This is a genomic window from Leptospira alstonii serovar Sichuan str. 79601 (genome assembly GCF_000347175.1).
GTDB classification, from domain to species: Bacteria; Spirochaetota; Leptospiria; order Leptospirales; family Leptospiraceae; genus Leptospira; species Leptospira alstonii.
This window is the reverse complement of sequence record NZ_ANIK01000040.1, coordinates 5,001-13,482: the sequence shown is the minus strand read 5'-3', so window position 1 is coordinate 13,482 and position 8,482 is coordinate 5,001. Positions and strand designations below refer to the sequence as shown.

The 8,482-nt window shown below is 44.8% G+C and carries 5 protein-coding genes (1 of these 5 running past the window's edge); 4 read left to right on the top strand and 1 reads right to left on the bottom strand.

Features of this window, described 5'->3' with window-relative positions; translation table 11 throughout:
• Positions 1 to 584: 584 nt before the first annotated feature.
• Positions 585 to 1,340, bottom strand: coding sequence for an LIC10920 family plasminogen-binding lipoprotein (locus LEP1GSC194_RS09545; protein ID WP_020773396.1), 756 nt, complete (start codon positions 1,338 to 1,340; stop codon positions 585 to 587).
• A 496-nt stretch (positions 1,341 to 1,836) separates the two neighbouring features.
• Here LEP1GSC194_RS09545 and LEP1GSC194_RS09540 point away from each other — a divergent pair, with 496 nt between their 5' ends.
• From LEP1GSC194_RS09540 to LEP1GSC194_RS09525, 4 genes are all read left to right on the top strand, one after another.
• Positions 1,837 to 5,337, top strand: a complete 3,501-nt coding sequence (locus LEP1GSC194_RS09540) for a PAS domain-containing protein (protein WP_020773397.1) — start codon at positions 1,837 to 1,839, stop codon at positions 5,335 to 5,337.
• A gap of 14 nt (positions 5,338 to 5,351) precedes the next feature.
• Complete coding sequence (locus tag LEP1GSC194_RS09535; RefSeq protein ID WP_036042036.1) at positions 5,352 to 5,759, top strand: response regulator; 408 nt, start codon at positions 5,352 to 5,354, stop codon at positions 5,757 to 5,759.
• Positions 5,760 to 5,868: 109 nt separating this feature from the next.
• A complete protein-coding gene (locus tag LEP1GSC194_RS09530; protein WP_020773400.1) occupies positions 5,869 to 6,891 on the top strand; it encodes an MBL fold metallo-hydrolase in 1,023 nt (340 codons plus the stop codon).
• A gap of 478 nt (positions 6,892 to 7,369) precedes the next feature.
• Positions 7,370 to 8,482, top strand: partial view of an Lcl C-terminal domain-containing protein gene (locus tag LEP1GSC194_RS09525; RefSeq protein ID WP_036042034.1) — the 5' portion only. The gene runs 93 nt beyond the window's last position; the window shows 1,113 of its 1,206 coding nt (coding positions 1-1,113); it begins with the start codon at positions 7,370 to 7,372; the stop codon falls past the right edge of the window.

Genomic DNA, 8,482 nt, shown 5'->3' with positions numbered 1-8,482 from the left:
GGGCTTGCTTGTTTTACAGTAGATTGTCGTAATTCCGACAGATTTACAGCGCGTCCCAAAACTTAATTTTACATTATCAAAAAGATCAAGCTGCAAGGTTCTGTCCCTATCGAGCGACCCGTAGGGAGCGAGATTGAGTTAAACCTTTCGCGACCCGAAACGCGATCCGTAGTGAGCGTTTCACTGAGTTCAGATAGTGATCACTTGAAATAGGTGCCTCATTCTCTATGGGTCATTCGGCAGGGAGCGAGATTGAGTTAAACCTTTCGCGACCCGAAACGCGATCCGTAGTGAGCGTTTCACTGAGTTCAGATAGTGATCACTTGAGCCGCCGGGAAGCGGCGGCTTCTTTGCGAAGCAAAGAAAGGGAAAGGTTCTTATCTTGAGATCCAAATATTTGTGAGTAATAAGGTTATGATTTTATAGGGATCAGTAACATACAAGAAAAGTCGAATGTTCCAAAAATCGGATAAAAAAGAGAAAATTTATTATATTATGATATAATAAATCTCAACCTGATGAACGCGGTCAATGAGTGTCCGTTCGTCGCCGGACTATGAAAGTTTTGACAAGTCTAATCGAAATTACTGTGTCGAGGAACCGCTCGGGATCACGTTAGGCGCGTTGCAGGAGATGTTTCCAGTAATCGTAACCGCAGAACCCGCAGCCGAGGCGGTGGAAACGCAAGATTTGTTGTCCTGGGTAAAACACTGTTGTGTTGTCGTGACCGAGGTGCAATTTACGTTGTCCGATGTGTAACACTGATTGAGAATTCCTGTGGTCGTGGAACTATCGAGTAATTTTCCGGAGAGGGATATATCGATGTCCAAGTATTGTAAGGTCTGCTGCTGAGCGGCTCCGTTGCCACTTGGATATACCGGAACTCCGGAAGATCCCCATTCCACCTTACCTACGTTACCCGTCACCGTCCTTCCGAAAGCTCCGCCGGAATAACTGAATCCTTGTTGCGGATCCACCGATCCTTGATACTGGGCGGAATCGAATTGGAATCGTAGTACCATCGCTTCGGCGGTATTCTTCATGATCAACTGGCTTGTGACCGTATAACGAGTTGAAGAGCCGGAAGATCCCGAGGGGGTCGTTGTGGCTCCGGTATTTCCTCCCGTCGTGCCCGTCGTACCGGTGGCGGTGGTTCCGGGAACTGCGACTCCGCAGGAGGAAATTTTATCGGGGTCCACTTCTCCGTTGATGGTAATTATGTTTCCGGTCGCGACAACGAGAACTTGAAGATCGATCTTGTTTTGATCCTTATGTTCGCAATCGAGTAAAATCGCCGAAAAGAAAATCGATATAAAAAATCCGATATAAGAACGTTTCATAGAATACCTTTAGAGTAATAGTGATCGAAAAGCGAATCTTGGTCAAGAATGAAATGAACCGATCGCTTTCAGACTTTGACCTCGTGTCTAAAAGATCGTTCCGCCGAACCCAGATTCTGAATCAAAATTCGAAAGAATAGGCGATCTAACGTAAAAATAAAACGGGTTCCGGTAATGGATAAAACCGGAAATAGCTTCGTTTGACCGTTTTTGTTTAAAATTTTTTTTCAGCGGTTTTGAAGCATGCCTTCAAAAGAAAAATTTTAAGTATGTAAAGAACGTTTGATTTGGGTTCAAAAATGAATCGGCACGATCCGTCTTGAGAAGTCAGAGGTTCTTGCGATTCGAGTGAGAGATTCGAATCCTACCTTAGAAAATCCGTTCGACGTCCGGAATTTGATTTACAGCCCGTGGAATCGTCTTTTAAGATTTTTTTCCGGCTCCCGGATTGTTTCTGTGTTTATAGCAATTATGATTTTTTTTGGGCGAGGTAGGGATGCACGTCATCATTCAACGGCTTGAAACCATTTTCGAATCGATTCCACTTCCGATTCTTGAAATTTGGGGACTTCTGGGATTTATCGTAGGATTCGCTTTTATGATTTCTGCATTCACCGGTTTTCGTTTGAAAATCGCAGGCGGTCTCGGTTTTAAAAGAGAAATACAATTCTGGGACACTCAGGCCCTTTTGAGCATTCCTTTCACGTTCGTATTCATTTTTATCACGGGTTATTTGGGTTCTTTTATCGTTTTAGTTCCGGGAGCTCAAACGTTCGAATCGCTCAAGGATCTTTCCGTTTTTCTTTGTATCCTTTTGTTCGGTTATCCGGCGTTAATTGCGGTTCCGTTCGCTTATGCGCTTTCGGATTTGATCGAAGGAGTTCCACCCGATTTTTTACTCGATTGGCTCGTAGGTTACTTCATCAATCCTTCGTGTTTTTGGATCGCGTATCGATTGATCGGAAAGGATCCGAACTTTACGAAGATCAAAGTTTGGCTAAAGTATTTTCTTTTTGTGATCGTCTTTATGATGATCGAACCTCAACTCTGGGGTTATCTTTGTTCCAAACAATTTTCGCCTTCGATCTCTTATAGAAACATCACCCCCGCTTTATTTTTTACGACTTCGATCACTTGGGTGATCGCACCGTTTGCGATGTTTGCCGCGCTTCCTCTCGCTCGGAAATACGGAATGTTTTGGGCGGAGATTCCGGGACACGTTCGAGAATCCCATTTTGATCTTAAGAAATTTCAGTGGGAAAAAAGGAACAACGGAGAGGACGAAAATTCGATCCAAGGTTTGCCGATTCGTATGTTTTTGGTGGCCCCGTTTATTCTTCTTGTTTTGGTCATGGTCGGGGCGACCGCGTATTTGAATCTGAAAAGTTCCGAGATGGCGGCGGATAAACTCGCGGGAAGATTACATCAGGAAATATCGGAAAGTATCAACCTTCATTTGGATCAATATCTCGAAAAAAAACAAAAGGAGAACGAGTCGGTACGTTTGAGCGGAATCCGTCGTCTTCTCAAATCCACGAACCTCGCGGCACACGGCCGTGCGATCATCATCGATCGTTCGGGACAGGTGGTTGGGTCTTCCAAGGCTGAGAAAAAAAATGAGACGGGCCGGGATTCGAACGAGGATCCCGTAACCGCAAACGCCGTCCGAACGCTTCAAAGTAAATTAGGAAATTTGAATGCGCTTTACGAGCCGATTCAGTTCCGATTCGACGTGGTCACGGCAAAACCGTTGTCGATGGAAACTTGGCTTACTCGGGCGACTCCGTATCAGGACAATAGCGGGAATACGAATTGGATACTGATCACTTCGATTCCTTCCGCGTATTATCTGGAAGGAGTGAGGATCGGAAGCAGTCAATCGGCGATGGTGTTCGCGGTCGCTTTGACCTCGTCGCTTTTGATCGCGGCTCTTCTTGCGGGAATCGTAACGTCTCCCATACGGAGAATCTCGAATGCGAGCGTGGAAATGGCAAAGGGAGATTTCGATCAAAGAGTTCCCGCAAGTCGATTGGAAGAGTTGGGATCTCTTTCTCTTACGTTCAATCACATGGCCGAACAACTTCAGGAATCTTTTAAAAGGACGAAATCCAGCGAAGAACAATTCAGGGATCTGGTGGATACGACTCCCGGGATCGTTTGGGAGGCGGACACTTCCACGTTTAAGTTCACGTTTGTGAGCCAGCAAGTCGTGGATACACTCGGTTATTCGGTGGAAGATTGGAACGAGCCCGGATTTTGGGCGGATCATCTGCATCCGGAAGATAAGATATGGGCCGTGGATTTCCGAAACAACCGTACTGTAAAAATGGAAGCCTACGATTTCGAATATAGATTTATGAGGAGCGACGGGACAGTCGTTTGGCTCAGGGATATCGTAAAGGTGATCGTAAAGGGAAACAAACCCAAGTGGTTGCGCGGCGTTACGGTGGACATTACGGAAAGGAAACAAATCGAAGAGAAACTTATGGAAAGAAATAGGTTCATCGAATCGATTCTGGACATCACTCCGGATATATTATATATTTATGATATTGAAGAGAAGAGATACGTCTACATCAACGACGGGATCGAAATCGTTCTGGGATATTCCGTAATGGAGGTCAAAAGTATGGGAGAGCGGATGATTCCAAATCTGATGCATCCCGAAGATTTTCTAAAATACGACGCCGAAATGGTTCCCCAATACGCGAAGGCGAACGACAAAGATATTATAGAAAACTCATATAGAATGAAACACCACGACGGCGGGAGATGGAGGTGGCTCATATCCCGGGAAAGGGTTTATAAAAGAAACGCGGCCGGGGCGCCGAAACAGATTTTCGGAATCATTTACGACATCACCAAAAGTAAGGAAGCGGAAGAAACGATTCTGGATCTAAACGCCAATCTGGAAAGAAAAATCGATATTCGAACCGAAGAACTCCGCAAATCCAACTCGGATTTGAGAGACGCGGTGAACAATCTCGAAAAGATCATGAAGGAATTGAAGGACGCGCAGGATCAACTGCTTCTCTCCGAAAAATTGGCCGCACTTGGACAACTCGCCGCGGGGATGACCCACGAACTGAATACTCCGTTAGGTGCGATCGCGTCTTCCAACCGGGCCGTTTTGGAAATTCTTCAAAGGGAATTGAAGGGAATCCCGGAACTCCTTTCGAGTTTTAACGAAAAAGAATCCGAACAGTTCAACGTTCTTCTGGAGGAAAGTTTAAAGGACGCGTTTCAATCCGAAATTATTCCGGATCGAAGTTTGAAAAAAGATCTGCTTCAGATGTTTAAAAAAGCGGGAATGGACGATTACAACGACGTGACAAATATGGTTTTGGATATCGGAGTATATCGACTCGGTGAAAGACTCGTCGATCTTTTGGGATCGGAAAAACGAATGAATCTATTAAATACGATAGGTTCGCTTTCCACGATCGTTCGATTGAGCAACGTAATTTCCATCGCAAGCGGTAAGGCTTCTCACGTTGTGGAGGCTTTGAAAAACTATTTGAATCCGGGAGGAAGTGAACAGGACGAGGATATCGCGCCGGTGGATATAAAGTCCGAGATTGAAACCATACTCACCTTGTATCATACTAAAATTAAATACGGCGTCGAGATCATCAAAGATTATAAAACGACGGGGCTTTGTCTCGGAAACGGGAATAAGCTCAATCAAGTTTGGATCAATCTTTTAAATAATGGTTTGCAATCCATGAATTATCAAGGGAAGATTGAAATCGGCCTGGAAGAAAGAGATTCTTGGATCGTCACTTCCTTTGTCGATTCCGGCGGAGGTATTCCGGATTCGGTAAAAGATAAAATTTTCGAACCTTTTTTCACTACGAAAAAACAAGGCGAGGGGATCGGTTTAGGGCTGGATATCTGCAAAAAGATCATAGAGAAGATGGGCGGTAGGATAGAGTTTGAGAGTGTTCCCGGAAGAACGAAGTTCAGCGTGTGGTTGAAGTCCGCGCGTTCTGTATAAACGGAGAAGATCTTTTGAAAGATATGATAAAAAACAATGCGATTCTTTGTGTGGACGACGAGCCTATCATTTTGATCGCATTAAAACAGGAACTAAAAAAACAATTCGGAAACGAGTTTCAATATGAAACCGCAATTAACGCGAATGAAGCGTTGGAAGTTGTGGATGATTTGTCGGAGAACGGAGTCAACGTAATTTTGATTTTGTCCGATTGGCGTATGCCCGGGATCAAGGGGGACGAGTTTTTAATCCACGTTCATCAAAAATATCCGGAGATTCGTTCCATATTGATTACGGGGCACGTAGACGAAGCCGCGGTGGAAAGAGTGAAAAAAGAAGCGGGCACTTACGCCGTTTTACCGAAACCCTGGGACCCGAAACAATTGGCCGAAGCGGTAAAAGTTTGTTGCGATCGAAATTAATACGACATCGGATCTTTGAATCCGAAGAAGTCGGTATTTGAAATTTCAATTGCAGCCTTTATACGTCCAAGGAACTTGTATTCAAAAAAGATCTCTTTGGGAGAATTGAATGAAAATTCACCGGTATGATTCTGTTCCGGAAGTAAAGGATATCGGTGACGGGATTTTTAAGACTGAAATTCCTCAACCTTTTTATTCTCCCAACAATATTTATATTCTTCCCGACGGGGAACCCACCATTATCGACTCGGGTTATATCGAAAACCTCGGTCTTTTACAAAAGGCTTTAAAAACCATCGGTCTTTCCTTAAACAAAATCAAACATATCATCTATACCCACAATCATCTCGATCATATGAGCGCGGCCTTGACTCTGCGTTATTATACGGACGCAAAGTTGTATGCAATGACCGGAATGGCCGCGGAGATCGGAAATTATGTGGAGTTCGTTCAGGTTTTTCAAAGGGCTATGAGACGCCTCGTGTATAAGGGGCATCACGATAATACGACAAGAGCCGCGGAACTCAAAAGAGTGGATACTGGTATATTCGAATTTCATGATGCGTTGGACAACTCGGAAAGAGTCGATCCTTATTTGGACTTCGACGTGGAACTCGTGGAAGGGGACGTGATCAAGGTCGGAGGCAGGGAAATCGGAATTCTGCATACTCCAGGTCACAATCGCTGGCATTTGACTCCTTATATTTTAGGGGAAAAGATTTATTTTACGGGGGATTTGGTGCTTCAAAACATCTCTTCCATTTACGCGGAGATCGACGGAAACTTATACGACTATCACAAATCCTTGGATCGTCTTTCCAAATTGCCGATCCGAAGGCTTCTTCCCGCACACGGACCCGAACCCGACGATCCTCAAAGGGCGATCAAACTACTTTCAAAAACCTTAAATCTTTTGGAAAGAGGAGTGGTGCGTCGATTGAAGGAGAACGATCAGGATCTTTCCACTTTGGTTCTCGAAGCGATGGGTGAGAAAGTGGCGAATAGCGGTTATTACAATACGGCGCTCGCGATCCTGCATTCTTTAATTCGAAAGCTGATCGATCAAGGGCAGGTACAGATTTTGGAAATCGATCCTCCTTACGAGAAATACAGATGGATCGGCGGAGAATAAATTCCTAAAATCCATTCATTACAATCATACCCAATACAAGTTGAGAAGGGATTTGGAGTAAAACGATCCCAAGTAAGATCTTTAGTCCGTATGTAAAGCTCCAAAGTCCTACCCGCTTATATCTCCTACCGATCCCTACATAATAGAATGCCGTGAACTTTGAAACGAATCCACGTTGTCGAAGCGGAAAAATAAACGGGTTTTTGGGATAAGCTCAAAGTAATATCCACTCAAATAACTAATTTCATCCCGCTTCGTTATACTTGGGCATTCTCCGGAATATAAGCTGAACTTTTTAATTTCGAATTTAAAGACTAAAAGATAAAATTTGCGTGTATAATAAAGCATGCGTTTTCATTTTTTGAACGAAAAAAAATTTCAAAACGATGCGGAGTTTTTGCGCGTAATCGAATCCCAAAAAAACGTTTTTGAGATTTGGTATGAACATCCGATACAACGTTCAAACTTTTCTAAATATATGAACGCAATTTTTGGAATCTTGGTTGTATGCCTTTTGAATTGCATTCATCGGCCGAAAAAACCGGACCCTCCATACGCAATATTTCAACAGCTACTCAAGCTGAACTCAGACTCTTCGAACTCCTCGGACAATTCCGCTGAATGTCCCGGACCCAATTTGAACTTCACACCGGCGGCGATAATGGATACCGGGCAAACTCAATGTTGGGATACGGCGGGAACCGTTGTCGCTTGTGCGGGTACCAATCAGGATGGAGAATTCAACGACATACCTGTCGCGCGCTCCTTTAGCACGCCTACACAACACTGTAGATATCCCAACGACTATACAACCCTGGATCAAGTGCACGGCTTGACTTGGAGAACCTGCGCTCAGGGACTCAGCGGAGCGGATTGTTCTGCGGGAACGATCGTTCCCATCACCTGGAACGATGCAGACGCGGGAGTTGCCGGAAGTTGTGCGGAACTCAATACTCTCAATGATGGTCGCGGCTACGCGGGAAAAACGGACTGGAGAATCCCCACCATTCGAGAACTTAGCTCTCTCATAAATGGTTCTGGGGCCATCCCTTACATAGATGCGGCGGCGTTTCCGAATACCAATAGCTTAATCACATACATATCGAATACGACTCGAGTCCCTTTACCGGGCCAAGTGTTTACTACCGATTTTGCAAACGGGAGTCAAGCATTCAGCGTGGGCAAAGCCGTGGTTCGGTATTTGCGTTGTGTTTCAGGAAATTCAATCCCTGCGCCTTCGTTTGTGGACAATTCTTTTTTACCTCCTCCGGCGGTTGCAACGGATACCGTTTTTGATCAGAATACCGGACTTCTTTGGCAAAAGTGCGCGGCCGGACTTATAGGAGCAGGCTGTGTCGTAGGTGTCGCCAACACAATCACTTGGGCGGCTGCGCTCAATTACTGTGACATTCTTAATTTTGCGGGTCGCACTGATTGGAGATTGCCAAATGCAAACGAAATGATGAGTATCGTCGATTATTCCGCGGCTGCGGCTCCGTTTATTTTCGGAACTTTTCCCAATACTCCTGTTGCCGTAACTCCCTTCTGGACTTCCACAACAGGATCCGGAGTATTGCTGGCCCGTGTATTC